The sequence below is a fragment of the Vibrio splendidus genome, from assembly GCF_002873455.1.
In the GTDB taxonomy this organism is placed as follows: Bacteria; Pseudomonadota; Gammaproteobacteria; order Enterobacterales; family Vibrionaceae; genus Vibrio; species Vibrio splendidus_J.
In genome coordinates, this window is the sequence record NZ_MCUN01000046.1 from 85010 (window position 1) to 101492 (window position 16483).

12 protein-coding genes are annotated in these 16483 nt (G+C 43.4%); 9 read left to right on the forward strand and 3 right to left on the reverse strand.

Annotated features, from left to right (window positions below):
* Positions 1–149 precede the first annotated feature (149 nt).
* From BCU75_RS20270 to BCU75_RS20280, 3 genes are all read left to right on the forward strand, one after another.
* Positions 150–1613, forward strand: coding sequence for a sigma-54-dependent transcriptional regulator (locus tag BCU75_RS20270; protein ID WP_102474898.1), 1464 nt, complete (start codon positions 150–152; stop codon positions 1611–1613).
* Positions 1603–3630, forward strand: coding sequence for a sensor histidine kinase (locus tag BCU75_RS20275; protein ID WP_102465126.1), 2028 nt, complete (start codon positions 1603–1605; stop codon positions 3628–3630). Before BCU75_RS20270 ends, BCU75_RS20275 begins: the two co-directional genes overlap by 11 nt.
* A 264-nt stretch (positions 3631–3894) precedes the next feature.
* Complete coding sequence (locus tag BCU75_RS20280; protein ID WP_076678423.1) at positions 3895–5514, forward strand: methyl-accepting chemotaxis protein; 1620 nt, start codon at positions 3895–3897, stop codon at positions 5512–5514.
* 167 nt (positions 5515–5681) lie between these two features.
* On the opposite strand, the gene BCU75_RS20285 is transcribed toward BCU75_RS20280, so the two are convergent.
* Entirely contained in the window at positions 5682–6569 is an 888-nt protein-coding gene (locus BCU75_RS20285; protein ID WP_102474899.1) for a mechanosensitive ion channel family protein, read from the reverse strand.
* Position 6570: 1 nt separating this feature from the next.
* On the reverse strand, positions 6571–8916 hold the full coding sequence (locus BCU75_RS20290; protein ID WP_102474900.1) for an ATP-binding protein: 2346 nt from the start codon (positions 8914–8916) through the stop codon (positions 6571–6573).
* A gap of 461 nt (positions 8917–9377) precedes the next feature.
* Here BCU75_RS20290 and BCU75_RS20300 point away from each other — a divergent pair, with 461 nt between their 5' ends.
* Positions 9378–10961 carry an ABC-F family ATPase gene (locus tag BCU75_RS20300; protein WP_076678426.1) on the forward strand — a complete coding sequence of 528 codons (1584 nt, stop codon included), beginning with the start codon at positions 9378–9380 and terminating at the stop codon, positions 10959–10961.
* Positions 10962–11139: 178 nt separating this feature from the next.
* Here the strand turns inward: BCU75_RS20300 and fdhD are convergent, their stop codons facing one another.
* Positions 11140–11985: a formate dehydrogenase accessory sulfurtransferase FdhD gene (fdhD, locus tag BCU75_RS20305; protein ID WP_102474944.1), complete on the reverse strand. Its 846-nt coding sequence runs from the start codon at positions 11983–11985 to the stop codon at positions 11140–11142.
* Between the two features lie 488 nt (positions 11986–12473).
* Here fdhD and BCU75_RS20310 point away from each other — a divergent pair, with 488 nt between their 5' ends.
* The 5 genes from BCU75_RS20310 to BCU75_RS20330 all read left to right on the forward strand — a co-directional run bounded on the left by BCU75_RS20310 (position 12474) and on the right by BCU75_RS20330 (position 16473).
* On the forward strand, positions 12474–12938 hold the full coding sequence (locus BCU75_RS20310; RefSeq protein ID WP_102474901.1) for a DUF3305 domain-containing protein: 465 nt from the start codon (positions 12474–12476) through the stop codon (positions 12936–12938).
* Positions 12928–13575 (forward strand): DUF3306 domain-containing protein, encoded by a 648-nt coding sequence (locus BCU75_RS20315; protein ID WP_102474902.1) that lies wholly within the window; start codon positions 12928–12930, stop codon positions 13573–13575. Before BCU75_RS20310 ends, BCU75_RS20315 begins: the two co-directional genes overlap by 11 nt.
* A 299-nt stretch (positions 13576–13874) precedes the next feature.
* The gene (locus tag BCU75_RS20320) at positions 13875–15536 is read left to right on the forward strand and encodes a 4Fe-4S dicluster domain-containing protein (protein WP_102474903.1); all 1662 of its coding nucleotides are present in this window, start codon (positions 13875–13877) and stop codon (positions 15534–15536) included.
* Between the two features lie 9 nt (positions 15537–15545).
* The gene (locus tag BCU75_RS20325) at positions 15546–16196 is read left to right on the forward strand and encodes a TorD/DmsD family molecular chaperone (RefSeq protein ID WP_102474904.1); all 651 of its coding nucleotides are present in this window, start codon (positions 15546–15548) and stop codon (positions 16194–16196) included.
* A gap of 76 nt (positions 16197–16272) precedes the next feature.
* Positions 16273–16473 carry a twin-arginine translocation signal domain-containing protein gene (locus BCU75_RS20330; protein WP_004733728.1) on the forward strand — a complete coding sequence of 67 codons (201 nt, stop codon included), beginning with the start codon at positions 16273–16275 and terminating at the stop codon, positions 16471–16473.
* Positions 16474–16483 lie beyond the last annotated feature (10 nt).

Below are 16483 nucleotides of genomic sequence, written 5' to 3' on the forward strand. Positions count from 1 at the left end.
AAATTGCTGTTATATCGAACAAAACTGCATCATTTGACCCTATAAAATGAATCAAAACATGAGCTAGGACAAAATGTCGCACATTGTCCCTGTTGCACAAAAGGTTAATTGGTACACTCTGTCCCAACTTTCCCCACCGGCTAATCATTATGTCTTTAACTAGTTCATCTGCATCCAATCTCAACCCGAGCACATTGACTCAATATCAAGCGTTCTCCGTCTTGGTTGTGGATGATGAAATGGGTATGCAGGCTATTTTAAAGAAAGCACTGGGTAAGTTCTTTGGCAAGGTATCGAGTGCGGGGTCGGTTGAAGAAGCAGAAATACTGCGTTCGAGCGAGCATTTTGATCTCATTGTTCTTGATATCAACCTGCCAGGTCGGTCTGGTATTGAGTGGGAAGAGGCGTTTAACGACAACGACAAACGTGCCGATGTGATTTTCATGACAGGCTACGCTGATCTAGAGATGACCATATCTGCACTTAAGCTTGGTGCGTCAGATTTTATTCTTAAGCCGTTCAACCTCGAACAAATGATACAAGCGGTTCTGCGTTGTATGGATAAGCGCCTTGACCAAAGAATGCAGTACGCGTTGAAGCGCGATGTTAGCCGTCATATTAAGACCGAATTGATTGGCAATTCAGACAAGACTAAACAGCTTAAATTGCTGATCAGTCAATTTGCACCGTCGAGAGCATCAGTTCTTATAGAAGGTGAGTCGGGTACGGGTAAAGAGTTAGTTGCTCGTGGTGTACATGAAGCCAGCAAACGTACTGGCCCATTTGTGCCAATCAACTGTGGTGCAATTGCCCCTGAACTTCTAGAAAGTGAATTGTTTGGCCATACCTCTGGCGCATTTACAGGCGCAAAGAAAAACCGTGAAGGTCTATTCAGAGTCGCAAGTGGTGGCACCTTGTTCCTTGATGAGATCGGTGAAATGCCGTTACCAATGCAAGCTGCGCTATTACGTGTGTTAGAGCAACGTACTATTCGTCCCGTTGGCAGTGAGAAAGAGATCGCTGTCGATGTACGTGTCGTCGCAGCAACAAACCGAAACCTTCAAGAAGAGGTCGATAAAGGCCACTTCCGCCGTGATCTGTTTTACCGACTTAATGTTCTTAAGATTGACGTTGTCCCACTAAGAGAACGTCCGTCTGATCTGATAGAGCTCGTTCCATACTTCACTCGTCTTTTATCAAATGAACTTGGTATGCCTGTTCCGAACTGGGCACATGAAGATATCCTGGCTATGAATGAATACGAATGGCCGGGAAATATTCGTGAACTAAAGAACCTAGTCGAACGATGCATACTTTTAGATAAGCCACCAGCACACTATTGGCGTGAAGTTAATGGCGATCCAACCCCAACCAGCATTTCAGTGACGGTGTCACATGGGGCAGAGATACCAAACTTAATCAACGTAGACGCTGCTGAGGGTTACCCGAACACTTGGACACTCAAAGAAGTAGAAAAATCTCACATAGAACAACTGGTGAGTTTTCATGATGGCAATAAATCGGCAGCTGCGAGAGATCTTGGCGTGGCACGTAAAACACTAGAGCGTAAATACAAAGAGTGGAATACAGAAGGCTCTGAATATGCCGATTAGACGTCATTGGTGGACAAAATGGGCGTTCCGGTTCAAAACCATGGTGCGTTATCGCCTGCTATTTCTAACATCCGCTCCCATCATTCTGACCTTATGTGCGCTTGTGGCTATAACACTGTATTGGTCAGTACATTACACGTGGCAAGGCGCTCTGATTGATGTCGATGAGCGTTTGGATGTTGCCGACAACAGTATTCACCTAATTCAAAACCAACAGGCTTATAACGTTCAAGCATTTGCTGAGTCTTACAATTTCCGAATCAAACTAACGAGTGATATTTCGAAAGAAGAGCTCACACGTTGGGTTTCGGAAAACAAATCTCGCTATGAACTCGATTTCCTGCGCTGGCGGAGCGTCGAGAGCATGGAGAAAAAGCTTGAATACCTCAACCTGACACACAAAGAGTCATTCTTTAGTGTATTGAGCCAAAACGAACTCAACGATTTAGACCAAAACCTTGCAAGGCAAGCCGAGGTCCCAATGCTCAATAGTCAAAATGTTGAAACTCGGGGTTTAGTTAGCCGCACCGTTGTGTCGATTCGAGACAAGAATGACCACGTGATTGGTTTTCTTGATGGTGGGATCCTGCTTAATAACAGCACACAGTTGGTTGATCAGATCAGCAACCTAATTTATCCGCAACGCGATGGTTTTAATCGTCGTATTGGTACCGTCACGGTGTTCCTTGACGACCTACGTGTCAGCACTAATGTACCGTTGAGCAGCGAAGAAAGTGCAGGGCGCGCAATTGGTACTCGTGTTTCTCACGAGGTTCATTCTAAAGTATTGAATGAAGGGAAGGAGTGGCTAGACAGAGCGTATGTTTACGACGCTTGGTACATCACCGCTTATCAGCCGATTCATGACCAATTCGATAACGTCATCGGCATGCTCTATACCGGTTATCTGATTTGGCCATTAGTGGAAACGTACTTGACTAACCTTGGTGAGATCAGCATTACCATTGTTCTACTATTATTGGCTTCTGGCTTGATCGTTCATCGTGGAGCGCGTGATCTTTTTGACCCCATTGAACGCATCCATAAAGTCGTCAAGCTTGTACAGATGGGCCAAGACAAGCGAATTGGCACACTGGGTTTAAACGATCAACACGAACTCACTTTACTCGCTAAGCAATTCGATAAGATGTTGGACTTGCTGCACGAACGTAATCAAGAAATCCAACAAGCCGCTTCAGAGCTTGAATGTAAGGTTCATTCTCGTACTGCTAGCTTGAAAGAGAAAACCGAAGAACTAGAACTGCATATTAAGCTGTTGAATCAAGCTCGAGATAAGCTGGTGGTCAACGAGAAATTAGCCGCATTAGGTGAATTAACCGCGGGGATTGCTCATGAGATCAATAATCCAACGGCTGTGATTCTTGGCAATGTAGAGTTGATGAAGTTTGAGCTCGGTGACGAAGTGGCTCGTGTAGATGAAGAAGTCCACGCCATCATGGAGCAGATTGACCGAATCCGAAATATCACACGAAGCTTGCTTCAATACAGCCGACATGGCGGCGTACAAGACGAAATTACTTGGCAGCACATCAACCCAATCGTTGATGAGAGTATTACGTTAGTAAAAACAGGCGCGAAAAAGAAAGGCATTGTCTACGTATCACAATTGCATGCTAGAACGTCTGTCGAAGTTAACCGCAACCAACTTTTGCAGATTCTGGTTAACCTACAGATGAACGCTATTCATGCCATGGACGGACAGGGCACATTGACTATCTCAAGTGAAGACTGGGTAGAGAATGGCGTGTCCCATGGTGCAATCGTTCATGTCGAAGATGAAGGCTGCGGTATCAAAGAAGAACAACTGAAACGCATCTTTTCGCCTTTCTACACCACCAAACGTGACGGTACAGGCTTAGGCTTGTCAGTATCTCAAAGTATCCTAAGCCAAACGGGCGGTGAGATACGTGTCGAGTCGGAAGTAGGAAAAGGAAGTCGCTTTAGTATCTATCTTCAACAAAAAGCCACACCGCAGTTATTGGTGTCTAACCTTTAACCCATACAACCTCAATTATTATCTTTTAACCTCTCTCACGTGCTTGTGTTGCTGTATATATTTCTCAGCACAAGCACGCAAATTTCGTTCTACTAATCCATTGCGAGCGAAACCTCAACCTTTGGCCGCTTGACGCGCCCCTCCTTTTGAATATGTAACACAGTGTATATCCCTTGTTCTTGATGCATATCATCTGAACCGTACGGATTTTTGATACATTGACCCAAAATTCATAATCAAAAAATGTAATAAAGTCAGTCAGCTATGAAATTAAGCAATCTATCTATTAAATCAAAACTTATCTCCATCGTCATCTTATCGGTCGTTCTATTGGTAATGGCGTCATCTTTCAACCTAATGCAACAGCGTGACAGCTCGATGCAAGAGCGCCAAGATAAACTCAGTGCTCAAGTCGAAACCGCGGTCAGCTTAGCGAGCTACTATTACAGCCAACGTAACGTGCTCGGTGAAGAAGTAGCAAAGAAAAAAGCGCTGCAAGCGATTGAAACGCTTCGTTACGACGCCACCAATTACTTCTGGATCTTAAACCAACAGCTCAACGTTGTTATCCACCCATTGAAGCCTGAGCTAAATGGCAAGAACGCGGGCAATTTTAAAGATGGCGCGGGTAAACACCACTGGCGTGAGATGGTCACCATTTCCCGTACCCCAGAGAAAAAGGGGTTTCTTGATTATCAATGGATGAGCCCGCAAGGTGAGCTCAAAGACAAGATTTCATATGTACAGCTATTTCCTGAGTGGAATTGGATTGTGGGTTCGGGAATCTTAGTTGCAGATATTCAAGACGCTTTCTATGCACTAGCACTTAAAGAGGGACTGGTCGCGGTTGTATTGTCAGGCCTGTTGTTTGCGATGGGCTACGCAATTTCTAACAACATCCTTGTGCCACTTAACAAGCTTATCGGAAACACCCATAAGATTGCAGATGGGGATCTTCGTGTACGCATGAACATGACACGTAAAGATGAACTGGGCGATATGAGTAATCAAATTGATACCATGCTCAACAAGTTACAAAGCACGCTTCGTACAGCGAATGAATCAGCAGGTTTATCCAGCAACATGGCGAGTCACATTGCACAAGCCAGTGAAGAGGCTGCGACCAGTGTTAACTCACAACATGCTCAACTTGAATTGTTGTCGACAGCGATGACAGAAATGAGTGCCACCATTTCTGATGTCGCCGTTAATGCTGAAAACACTGCCGCAAGCACCAATAAGGTTGTTGAGCACGCAAATCAGAACGACCAGAACATGCAAGTAACGTCTAAGACGATATCTCAAGTTTCAGAAAACATTTCGACCGCGAACGATCTTGTCAGAGACTTACAATCTGGTGTCACAGAGATAAGCCAAGTGGTGAGCGTGATACGTGATGTATCTGAGCAAACTAACTTGTTAGCGCTTAATGCGGCAATAGAAGCAGCCCGAGCAGGAGAGCAAGGAAGAGGGTTTGCAGTTGTGGCCGATGAAGTGCGCAATCTTGCGAGTCGTACTCAAAACTCAACCAATGAAGTGCAATCCACGATTGAAAAACTGACTCAGCAAGCAGAGCGTACCTTTAAAGCAATGCAAAGCAGTAATGAGAAAGTTGACCATAGTGTTGTCGCGTCTAACGAAACTCGCCAACAACTCGATGTAATTGTGAATGAACTTCACAACGCTAACGACATGGTCGCGCAGATCGCTGCTGCCTCGGAACAGCAAAGCACGGTAGCAACCGAAATGAGTGAAAGTGTCACTGGGATTCATCTTGCAGCAAATGAAGTATTGCAGGCCTCACAATCGCTTGCAGAAGACAGTCAGAAAATGGCGAACACCACCGAGCACCTAACCGATCAGTTGAAATACTTTAAGGTTTAACCGCTAAGGTTTTTCATAACGGACTATACCAGTCACCGGTTTCTTATCTTCAAGAGATGAATCCAAGAAGCCCATAACAAAACACCTCCGAACTTTAACCATAAGTGCGGAGGTGTTTTTGTAGATAACTCACTCATAGACAAGAATGAGCGTTAAGCCAATCTCGACTAATGCGCTGCCACTGAAATCTTCGGTGGGTTGATATTGTGCTTTCTAAACTCTTTCATCACACGCAAGGTAATATCGGTTTCAAACAGCTTCTCATACGCCGTATCGACAACGTAAGCCTTACACGTTAACTGTATCGCCAAATAATTATCCGTGATCGTCTGTTTGACTAGAACCGTAACAGGCTTTGGTAAGTGGATATAACGACTTGATGAAGCGGCTTCTTGAATCAAATCACGGGCTAGGGTGATGTCTTCATCCATTCCTACATAAAATGGAATCACCACCTGCATATCCAACGCGCCATAGTTACCACTGGTAGTGACTTCGTTTAAGAATTTGTTGTTTGGAATGGTAATGATGTCGTCATTCAAAGTTCTCATACGTACTGAACGTAAACCGATAGTAATGATATCTCCATAGTTGCCCTCAAACGTTACGCGGTCACCAACCTGAAATGGTCTATCAATCATCACTGTGATACCGGCAATGAACGACGCCGCTAAATCTTTAAGAGCAAAGCCGACCGACACGGCGAGGGTACCGCCAATTAACGCTAAGATCTGATCGTTAATACGAAAGCTCATCATGAACACGATAAGCCCCGTGCTCACATAGATGAAGAACTGAGTAAACGACTGAAGCTTTTGCAGCAACATACGATATTGTACAAACTGGCTACCGAAGCTAGTGACCAACGAATTGATGAACTTGAGTAACAGCCACATCGCCGCAATAACAATCATGGAGAAGAACACACCGCTCCATCGCACCAAGCTTGCTATCTTTGATATGTTTTCTACGTTGGCTAACTCTTCAGTTGCGTAAGTCGGGAAACTCACCGCAGTCGCTAAGCCAACAAGTAATAGGACAAATAACTTTTTCATTTTACTTCACCAATAAATGTTGACGGTCGAGAACGTTGGTAATATGACGGAACCAGTGATCAGAGATCTTAGCCTTGTCTTCATTCCAACCGATGTAACCTCGGCTTTCGAAGTAGCGCAGAATCCCGGTAATTTCAGCGATGCTCAATTGAGTACATTCAGACAACACTTCAGGGGAAGCGATTTCCAACTGCACAATCGAACGCAGCACAGCCAACATGGGTTTAGGCATGTTCTCTAATTCTTGAGCTTCTGGTACATGAAACAAACGCACCACAGCTTGGTCTGTCTCTTTATTTCGATTCAGAGATAAACGGAAGAAACGCAGGGCAACGGTCGGATTGCCATCTGAGTAGTGCCATAGGATTCGATAGAATCCGTTACGGGCACGTTCTTCTTCTGTCATGTCATCTTGGTCCCACTGTTTAGGAACCACCAAACCATCAAACGACAACGGCTTTTCTAATTCTGTGTTGATGCGGCTTGTCAGAAGTTCACCGACTTGCTTTTCCGTCCAACGTGGAAGGAAGCAAACCAAATCAAACAACAAACGCTCACCACGAGCTCTATCAACAAAGCGCCAGCTAGACTTGGCAATCGACATCACGACTCGGTGATTCTTTTTAGAACGACGTAACAAGTTAGTTAAGCGGATAAGATCAGATAAGCCGCCAACCATAGGTTTGACTAAGCGTTGGGCATTATCGATCGCAATAAGATAGGTGGTTTCACTCTTACGTAAATGTGCCAAGATCTGAATTTCAGTGGCTTCTTCATCTAAACCAATACTAACGGCTAGATGGGCCAAGAATTCTCTATATCCAGCATAAGGGCAGCTTACGTAAATCGGCTCTGCATTCGATACCTTGTGCAGTAAGGTATAAAGCAACGTTGTTGAACCTACACCACGTTCGCCTGAAACGATACAAATCGCAGGGCTGTCAGACATCAAGTAACGAGAAAGTTGTTTCACCTCATCACCGGCGTAATCAATGAGGGTACTGTCGATTGATCCGGGGAGGATGTATTCAAAAGTCTGGTCACCTTTGATTCTTACTAAGTTCTGTTGGCTTTTATCAAGATCAGATTGCTTGGCTACTTCAATTCTAAAGAGATAAGCCAAGGCTTGGCTAAACAATGTGTAATTGGAAAGCAATGCCATGATGCGGTGTTGGAAGTTGTAAACGCTCAGCCATACGATACCAATCGCCGTCGCCAGTATATTAAGTAAAAAGGTATCCTTACGGTTTACTGCCCAATTCACCCATACCGGACGGTCGGAAATGTGTTGCAGCGTATCGAAGACTTTTGCTCGCCATAATCTGAGTACTGAAATCGTAACCAATACAAACCAGAAAAACAGGGCACTATAAATCCAACTGTAAATAGTACCTTTACCCAGTGTAATGCTCGATATTTGAAGAATCACACCCGCAACAATGAAGCTCCATACGTAACGACGAATAGTCGATAAACGTAGAGCAATCACTTCTTGATTTGACGTGCGACCTAAACGATAAGCAAATTCGAGGATAAAGCTAATCGCAATCGAGCCACCAAGAATCCACCAAGTAAAGATCTCGAGGAAAATCAGATGTTGCAGGCTAGGGATGCTGGATAACACTCTCAACGATAGCGTAATGGCAATCAACCAAGCAATCGCTCGATCGGCTCGGCTGATATACCAAATGACACGAATCAGAAAAGGCGGATTTTGTTTCGCTTCAAGTAAGTTGACTCGAAACGCTTCGATCAAACGAGTGCTATTGGCAAGCCACCATGCTAATCCAAAGTAAATGAACAAGACTTTTAATGATGCTCCAATGACCGGCACTGGTGAAATAAAGATATCTTTAATCAGGGCTTTGAAGCTGCGTATCTGGAAATAGACAAGGTATTCAACATTCAGCTTCGTTAATTCCCACTCTTGTTTAAACTGAGTCACGCCATAAGGGCCAAAACCCGTTAGGCGATCTTTGTTCGAAGTCGTGGTCTGTTCAAGTAGGTGCTGCTTACTGACGTTTAAGCTGTTTAACGTCACGTAACTCGATTCAACATCAAACCACAGATCAACATCGTTGTTTTCTCGATAAGCGAATAGCTGTTGATCAAATGTCGTTATTTGCTGATTTTGAACTCGAAGCACCTCGGCCAATAAGATGTTAACGTTATGCTTATCCGAGTCATTCATGAATAAAGGGTCGGGGAGTGCATTGATGCGATTATTCAAGTCTTGGGCGAGATCCGATACTTGAGGTTGTGATTGTAAGTCATATTCCAAGTTGGCGTGACTAGGCCAAGAGAGAATAGCCAAAGTGAAGATTAAGAAGCGCGATAGTGAACGCATAAAAGTCTCTTAGAATTATGAGGTTAGGATTACTATAGTTAGTTAATCTTACTTTGTGAAATCCAACCCCTTTTCAGGGCCGAGTACTTTATTCCTGTTTCTCTCTTCATTGTCATGAAATTGTCAGGGATTAGGCTAGTATTTGAGCATCTAGCTAGATCGTATATTGATGAGCCAGAAGCAGGTTCAACTGTAACGATGCGCCGTGCGATATATTCATTTAGAAGCATTATAAGCGCTGTTATATAAATCTTAATACCAGCGGTTGTTCGTTATTTTATTTATCATGAAAAAAGACGTTTTTTTATAGCAAAATAGAAAACCAAAAGTGTGAGTTGGCTCAAACTATGATTTGGTTAGGTTATCACTCACTTAATGTCGAGTAATTGCAATCAATACTTGCAGTTAAAGCCCTGAACAAGTAACGTTGCGGCGTTTTTCACATTAAAAAGGTAACGGCATTGATCTCCACAGCAAATATCACCCAACAATTCGGCGCTAAGCCACTTTTCGAAAATATTTCAGTTAAGTTCGGCGAAGGCAACCGCTACGGTTTAATCGGCGCGAATGGCTGTGGTAAATCGACGTTCATGAAGATTCTATCTGGTGAACTTGAGCCGACTGGCGGTAACGTAAGCTACGATCCAAATGAGCGCGTTGCTAAGCTAAACCAAGACCAATTTGCTTACGAAGAATTCACGGTAATCGACACGGTTATCATGGGTCACAAAGAGCTTTGGGAAATCAAACAAGAACGTGACCGTATTTACTCGCTTCCAGAAATGAGCGAAGAAGACGGCATGAAAGTAGCCGACCTTGAAGTTCAGTTCGCTGAAATGGACGGTTACATGGCAGAAGCTAAAGCGGGTGAGCTGCTTCTTGCTGTAGGTATTGAAGAATCACTGCACTTCGGGCTAATGAGCGAAGTAGCGCCAGGTTGGAAACTTCGTGTTCTATTGTCTCAAGTACTGTTTGCAGACCCGCATATCATGCTTCTAGACGAACCAACGAACAACCTGGACATGGACACCATCAAGTGGTTGGAAGATACGCTAAACCAACGTAACTGCACAATGATCATCATTTCGCATGACCGTCACTTCCTAAACTCAGTTTGTACACACATGGCTGACCTTGATTACGGTGAACTTCGTCTTTTCCCAGGTAACTACGATGAGTACATGACAGCAGCGACACAAGCTCGTGATCGTCTACTGTCTGATAACGCTAAGAAGAAAGCTCAAATTGCTGAACTTCAATCGTTCGTTTCTCGTTTCTCAGCTAACGCATCTAAAGCGAAGCAAGCAACGTCTCGTGCTAAACAGATCGACAAAATTCAACTAGACGATATTAAAGCGTCTAGCCGTCAAAACCCATTCATCCGTTTCGAACAGTCGAAAGAACTATTCCGTAACGCACTTGTGGTTGAAAATCTATCTCAAGGTTTTGAAGAAGACCTATACAACAAGTTCGATGCGATCTTCGAAGTTGGTGAACGTGTAGCTATCATCGGTGAGAATGGTGTAGGTAAAACAACACTACTTAATACGCTAGCGGGTGCTCTTGAAGCTCGCACTGGTGAGTACAAGTGGTCTGAAAACTCAAACATCGGTTACTACGCTCAAGATCACGCGCATGATTTCGAAGAAGACCTAAATCTGTTTGATTGGATGAGCCAATGGCGCCAAGAAGGCGAAGACGAGCAAGTTGTTCGTAGCTTCCTAGGTCGTATGTTGTTTGGTCAAGACGACATTAAGAAATCGGTAAAGGTTATTTCTGGTGGTGAACAAGGTCGTATGCTTCTTGGCAAGATCATGATGCACAAGCCAAACATCCTTCTAATGGATGAACCAACAAACCACATGGATATGGAATCTATCGAAGCGCTTAACTTGGCTCTTGAGAACTACAAAGGCACATTGTTCTTCGTATCTCACGACAGAATCTTCGTAGACTCGCTAGCAACTCGTATCCTTGAGATCAAAGACGGCAAGATCAACGATTTCCGCGGCACTTACGCTGAACTGTTGAAATCTCGCGGTTAAGCTTAAAGCAACTTAAATTTTCAACTCAACTCGTTGAGAATTAAGCTTTAAACTAAAAAACGCCGTCATACTTTTCAGTATGACGGCGTTTTTGTATCTACTCTCTTCTGAGTCGCTAACTCTTCAAATCATAAGAAGTTAATTAATTATAAAAAGTTAACTAATCATAAAATCGAACTTATGCTTGTTGTTCACTTGATGCTTGTTCGCCTTTCACATCAAAGTCCATCTTTTCAGCGCCAGTGAATACCTGGAAGCGTAAACCTTTCGCGCGAGCAATCGTGGTAATACCGAACTTCTGCGCTAAATCTAAGCCCATTTGAGTGACACCAGAACGTGATAGCAGAACTGGGATACCCATCTGTGCGACCTTGATAACCATTTCTGACGTTAAACGACCTGTTGTATAGAAGATCTTGTCATCACCTGACTCTTTATTAAGCCACATCTCACCAGCCAGCGTATCAACGGCGTTATGACGACCAACATCTTCAACAAACGATAGAACCTTGTCATCTTTACAAACCGCGCAGCCATGTACCGCACCGGCTTTCTTATAGGTATCGTTATAATGAGTCAACGCTTCTAGAGCCGTGTAGATTTCAGATTGCTTAATCTTGGTTTGAGGCACTTGGTAATCTTCCAATTGCTTCATCACGTTGCCAAACATGGTGCCTTGACCACATCCTGAAGTCACCGTCTTCTTCTTAAGCGCTTGCTCAAGTTGGCTCGTATCTTCTTTGGTGATAACCGCTGCAGAGCTGGTTTCCCAATCAATGATGATAGATTCAACCGCTTCAGGGTCAGAAAGAAAGCTTTGGTTCTTCAAATAACCTAATACTAATGACTCAGGACGAGAGCCCAATGTCATTAACGTCACAATCTCTTTCCAGTTCAACATCACGGTAAGAGGGCGCTCACACGCGATCTGTTTTGTTAGCTTTTCGCCATATTCATCAAACACTTCAACTTCGATTGTCTGAAGTGGGTTCTCACTGGTTTTTATTATGTTTGGTTTTACCACAGTCATTTCCTACTTAATGAGAGAGCGATTTTATGAGATAAGAAGTCAACAAGAGCAATAAAGCTCTCATTCATCAATGCGCTAGTTTGTTGGTGTCGCCAAAGCCTAGTTTCGATTATCGTTCTCGAACATGCCTTAACTCTATAAATACCCTTAACTCTATAGATACATAGATTTGTAAATACATAGCTTGTGAATAACATTAGCAAACTAGCTAAAGCAAATCTTATTCCAAAATAACGGGGATTGATGGAAACATGAAGCATTAGATTAAAATAGCGCAAAATATGAGAGTTCACCGGGTGGAGCTGTCTGAAATAACCGCTATCGACTAACGTTATAGTGACAACTTGATAGCGAGCGCTGTAGATACGCTCTCGAAGTTAACCTGTATTGGCGTGTTTATTGCTTTATAGGGTGTATATGATTGCGCACAGTACAAAATGTCCTAAGTGCATTCAGACCAAAGAAAATCAATTGGGTGAAGTATGTCTGAGATAAAAGAATTCAAAGAACAATATGAAAAAACAGAAGCAACTTGGCCGATAGGTGTAAACAGATTAGAGAAAGAAATTTCGACGGGCCGATGGGTGATGATTCAATGGGAATTGACTGGCTTTGAATTGACGCCTGGTATTGAGACTCTAGACGTATGTTTACTTCAATTACACAAAGATGAGCGTACAGACTACCGGTTCAACTTAAGCTCGCAGCAGCCCAAGCTATTCTTGGTGATGGATAACGTTGATTCCGATGTTAGGCCTGTAATTCAACTCCTTACAGCCTCTCAAACGGTTGCTGGTCAATACATGGACGGAGATAACCAAGTGCTTTCTTACGACATACCACTCCCGGTACAAGCTTGGATGGAAGCTTTTATAGGCCGTCATGGTGAGTTGTTAGAAGCACGACGTAAGAAACGCAAAGGAGCGGGCAGATCAAATGGCAACTAATTTCTTTAGCCGTTGGTCACAACGTAAGCTCGATGAATCTACTGACGAGTCTCTGGAAACAGAACAAACGCTTGAGACCACTGAATCTTCTTCTGAGATTTCGTCAGCTCAGTCAAATGCACCCTCTGAGATAGAACAAGTTGATACTGAAGCTTCTACTGAAACGACGTTGTCATCAGAAGACGCGACTGATGTTCAAGGTCTAGCGCCAGAAGCCACTGAAAACTTGTCTGTTGCCCAATTATTGGTATCAGAGGCCTCAGAAAGCGTAAAAAAAGCCGCATTACGTAAATTATTCCTCTCCGAAGAGTTTAACGTCCGTGATGGTTTAGATGATTATGACGACGATTACAGCAATTTGAAGACTCTTTCTGAAGGTGTTGCAGAAACTCTTCGCGATTGGGTAAAAGATAAGACAGAAGAAGAAAATCCTGAAGAAGAAGCACAACTCACTGATAGTAATAATGAAAATCTTGAATCAGACACTTCTGAGGTAGAGCTTGAATCTTCTGAAAGTACCGAAATCAAGGAACAACAAGAACTACTGGATAAAAATACAGTACCCGAGAGGTTTGATACTTTAACAACTGAAGAAGATCTAAAAGAGGTGGGACAAAATATACCACACAAAGAATAGGTACATTTTGACTAAATACTCAATGAACCGCTTGCGACAAAATGTCCCAAGCGGTTTTTTTATACGCACAATAAACGCTATAACGAATTAAACCACTGATATACAAGACTTATTATATTGGCATGGCATTTGCTAAATAACGTTCATTATCAACTTTTTTGTAGATAGACGAGTTCATAGTCTGACGAATAGAACACTGGCTAAAGGGTTAGTTGTTAACGGATTACTCAGCAAGTTCTCTATCGCTTACTACAATGAAGGTTGAACAGATTATCCATGTCCAAAGATGGAACTGAGCAATGCTTAAACAATTATTAGAACAAGCAACTTCAAATAACGCTAAAGCAAGACTGTATGCATTTGAAAATACAGTTGAGTTAACAAATCTGATTCCACCTACTGTTAGCTACGAAAGCGGCGGTAATACTCTTGTTATTGGTCCAACTGCGATCATTGAAAGTGCTGCGGCTCAACTACCTCAATTGACGAGCTTAACCTTATTGTCGACAGACGGCGAAAAGGGCAAAAACCCAGAACTGTACTTCGCGAACTCGGTTCAAGTATCCGGTTTCCTTGGCACGTTTGAAGTTGTGATTGAGAGTAAAGGCACATCAAGCAACCTGGCGAAAGTCGCGATTAATCACGATTGTTTCGATGTTGTTCTAGATCTATGTCTGAATAGCTGCATGACAGAAGAGGTGCCTGTTCCTGGTTATTACCCAGTAGGCCGTGGCTATCCAAAACTGGCCGAAGCATTGGAAGAGATTCCAACGCTAATGGGCACATTCGATAAGCCCAAGTTCTTCCGTTTAGACACTGACCTTTGTGCGCATAGTTCTCGTGGCGTAAAAGGGTGTGAGCGTTGTGTTGATGCTTGTCCTGCTGGCGCGCTATCAAGTGAAGGCTCAGACAAAACAGGTCACAAGATCGAGATTAACCCTTATCTATGTCAAGGCGTCGGAACTTGTGCAACAAGCTGTCCTACAGAAGCGATTACCTATGCGCTTCCAAACCCTGACGATACTCAAAAATTCATTGAACGTACGCTAGCTAACTATGAACATGCGGGCGGTCTGGATCCAATCGTACTTATCTGTAGCTCTCGTCATGAAACCTACAATGTGATGGCGCTAAAAGCATTGCCAGATAACGTTATTCCAATCGTTGTTGAGGAACTTCCGTCTATTGGTATCGATACTTGGTTTGCAGCGCTAGTGAATGGGGCGACTCAAGTTCTGTTTGCAGCTTCTCGCTTTATGCCAGAAACCATCATTCGCGTTCTGAATAACGAAGTCGGGATCGCTCAAGAGCTTCTTGACCAGATTGGTATTCCGAAAGAAACCATCGATATCCTTTACCTAGAATCGCTTCGCGAAGGCCCTCCGACACTATGTGTTGATTCATTCGACCTTGCACTTGGCGATCTTCAAGGCAATAAACGTCAACGTTTATTCACAGCACTTGATGCGATGTCTTCATCTCGTATTCCGGTTGAAAACATTGTTGAGCTACCTTCGAATGCGCCATACGGCACGGTTTCGTGTGAAAGCAAAGATTGTACGTTATGCATGAGTTGTGTAGCGGTTTGTCCTACACGTGCTCTTCATACCAACGGTGCTTCTCCATCACTTAAGTTTGTAGAACAAGACTGTATTCAATGTGGTCTGTGTGAAAAGGCATGTCCTGAGAATGTTCTCACTCTGACACCTCGCATGAATTGGGTTAAAGAAGAACGTCAACAAGCAGTTGTGATTCATGAAGAGAAAGCGGCGGAATGTTTACGTTGCCATAAGCCATTCGCTCCACAGTCTATGATTGACATGTTACAGAACAAGTTACGCGGTCACTCTCATTTTTCAGATGAAACTGCGATTAATCGTATTGCGATGTGTGAAGACTGTCGTGTAGTGGACATGTTCGACTCAATGGCTCAAGACCCATTGAATCAATTGAAATACTAGGAGTTGGCATTGGATACTCATTTAGATCAAGAACAAAAGCTAGAGCAAGAACAAACACTAAGAACTGAAATCTACTTGGTTCTTTCTGCATTGTTCCGTAGCGCACCTTCTGAAGAGGTCATTGATTTCCTAAAGACGTTAGACATTGAAGCGTCTGAGAGTGCAATGCAAAAAGCTTGGATTGCCATTCAACAAGCGGCAACTGAATCAAATCGCGTAGCGTTAGAAGACGAATATCAAGATCTGTTCATTGGCATTGGCCGTGGAGAGATTGTTCCATTCGGTTCTTGGCATCGCACTGGCGCCATGATGGAAAAACCATTAGCAGAGATTCGTCATGACCTAGAGCTTTTAGGCATTGAGCGTGATGATCAAGTGAAAGAGCCAGAAGATCATATTGCTGCGCTTTGTGAAGTCATGGCAATGTTAAGCAATGAAGAAGAAGCGCTACAACAAGCGGTTTTCAATAAGCACCTTGGCCCTTGGTTTAACTCTTTTACGCGTCAGCTTGAAGGAGCAGAAAGTGCCAACTTCTATAAATCCGCAGCACAGCTGTGTGAAGCATTCTTAACGTTAGAACAAGTGCGTTTTAGCGTGAATACAAAAAGCAGTAAGCACAAATTAAAGATTGATGTGAAAAACGTCACTGATTACGAGTAATCGAGCAGTACGCGATTATATCGATAGAGGGGCATTAAGCCTCCAAAAAGATCTACCGTAAGGTAAGGAAGCAATGATGAAAGATAATAAAGAAATAAACACAAGCCGTAGGGACTTACTCAAAGGCTTAACGACTGCAGCCGTCGCTGGTGCCGTTGTCGCGGGTACAACTAAAGTGGCAACTGCTTCAGAAACGGTTGAAATGCCGAAAGAAGACATGAAGAAGACGGGCTATCGTGAAACACAACATATTCGCGATTACTACGACACACTTTAGGAGATAACGG

Excerpts from the sequence above, each read along its gene's own strand:
- BCU75_RS20270 (WP_102474898.1), top strand. The coding sequence starts at position 150 with ATGTCTTTAACTAGTTCATCTGCATCCAATCTCAACCCGAGCACATTG.
- BCU75_RS20330 (WP_004733728.1), top strand. The coding sequence starts at position 16,273 with ATGAAAGATAATAAAGAAATAAACACAAGCCGTAGGGACTTACTCAAA.
- BCU75_RS20310 (WP_102474901.1), top strand. The coding sequence starts at position 12,474 with ATGTCTGAGATAAAAGAATTCAAAGAACAATATGAAAAAACAGAAGCA.
- BCU75_RS20280 (WP_076678423.1), top strand. The coding sequence starts at position 3,895 with ATGAAATTAAGCAATCTATCTATTAAATCAAAACTTATCTCCATCGTC.
- BCU75_RS20290 (WP_102474900.1), bottom strand. The coding sequence starts at position 8,916 with ATGCGTTCACTATCGCGCTTCTTAATCTTCACTTTGGCTATTCTCTCT.
- BCU75_RS20285 (WP_102474899.1), bottom strand. The coding sequence starts at position 6,569 with ATGAAAAAGTTATTTGTCCTATTACTTGTTGGCTTAGCGACTGCGGTG.
- BCU75_RS20315 (WP_102474902.1), top strand. The coding sequence starts at position 12,928 with ATGGCAACTAATTTCTTTAGCCGTTGGTCACAACGTAAGCTCGATGAA.
- BCU75_RS20320 (WP_102474903.1), top strand. The coding sequence starts at position 13,875 with ATGCTTAAACAATTATTAGAACAAGCAACTTCAAATAACGCTAAAGCA.
- BCU75_RS20275 (WP_102465126.1), top strand. The coding sequence starts at position 1,603 with ATGCCGATTAGACGTCATTGGTGGACAAAATGGGCGTTCCGGTTCAAA.